Here is a 595-nt window from a genome sequence, read left to right on the forward strand (position 1 = left end):
GATCGCACCGTCACGTCCGCGCCGCTGTGGATGGTCGACGCGCCCGTCTCGGCCAAATATTTCGACGAGCAGATCCGCTCGATGAACCGAGGTTTGGCAACCAAGCCCGAGGCCGATGCCGTCAGGGGGCTGGAGCAGGCGCGCAGTTTCTTTGAAGACGCAAAAGCACGTATCGGAAAGCAGCGCTGCAATCTCTCCTGGGTCTGGACCGAACAACGCCCTTGGAAGCGGGACGGGTGCAACAATCTCCTCGCGGCCGGCTCCGCAGGCGGCTTTATGCGTAGCCTGCCGAAAGGCGCCTATGGCGATCGCGAACTGGCGAGCAGGCTTTCCTGGTCCGCCGCCATCGAGCCGAATTTCGGCGCCTGGACAGGCCCGGTCTATGTCCTCGCGGATAAGCGCAGCTTTTCCGCTGCGGAGATGTTCGTCGCGACGATGAAGGACAACGGCATCGCGAAGGTGCTTGGCGCGCGTACCGGGGGGGATGGCTGCGGATTCATGGCGGATGGCGATCCCCTCGTCCTGACCCATTCGCAACTGCGATTCCGTGTCCCGAATTGCATGCGGCTCCGCGCCGACGGCACGGACGAGGTTG

Annotated in this window: 1 protein-coding gene; it reads left to right on the forward strand. The window is 63.9% G+C overall.

Translation table 11 applies throughout. From position 1 onward, the window contains the following. A partial coding sequence (locus SAZ01S_RS23425) for a S41 family peptidase (RefSeq protein ID WP_218018169.1) occupies positions 1 to 595 on the forward strand: 595 nt, incomplete at both ends.

The sequence above is a fragment of the Sphingomonas azotifigens NBRC 15497 genome, assembly GCF_002091475.1.
In the GTDB taxonomy this organism is placed as follows: domain Bacteria; phylum Pseudomonadota; class Alphaproteobacteria; order Sphingomonadales; family Sphingomonadaceae; genus Sphingomonas; species Sphingomonas azotifigens.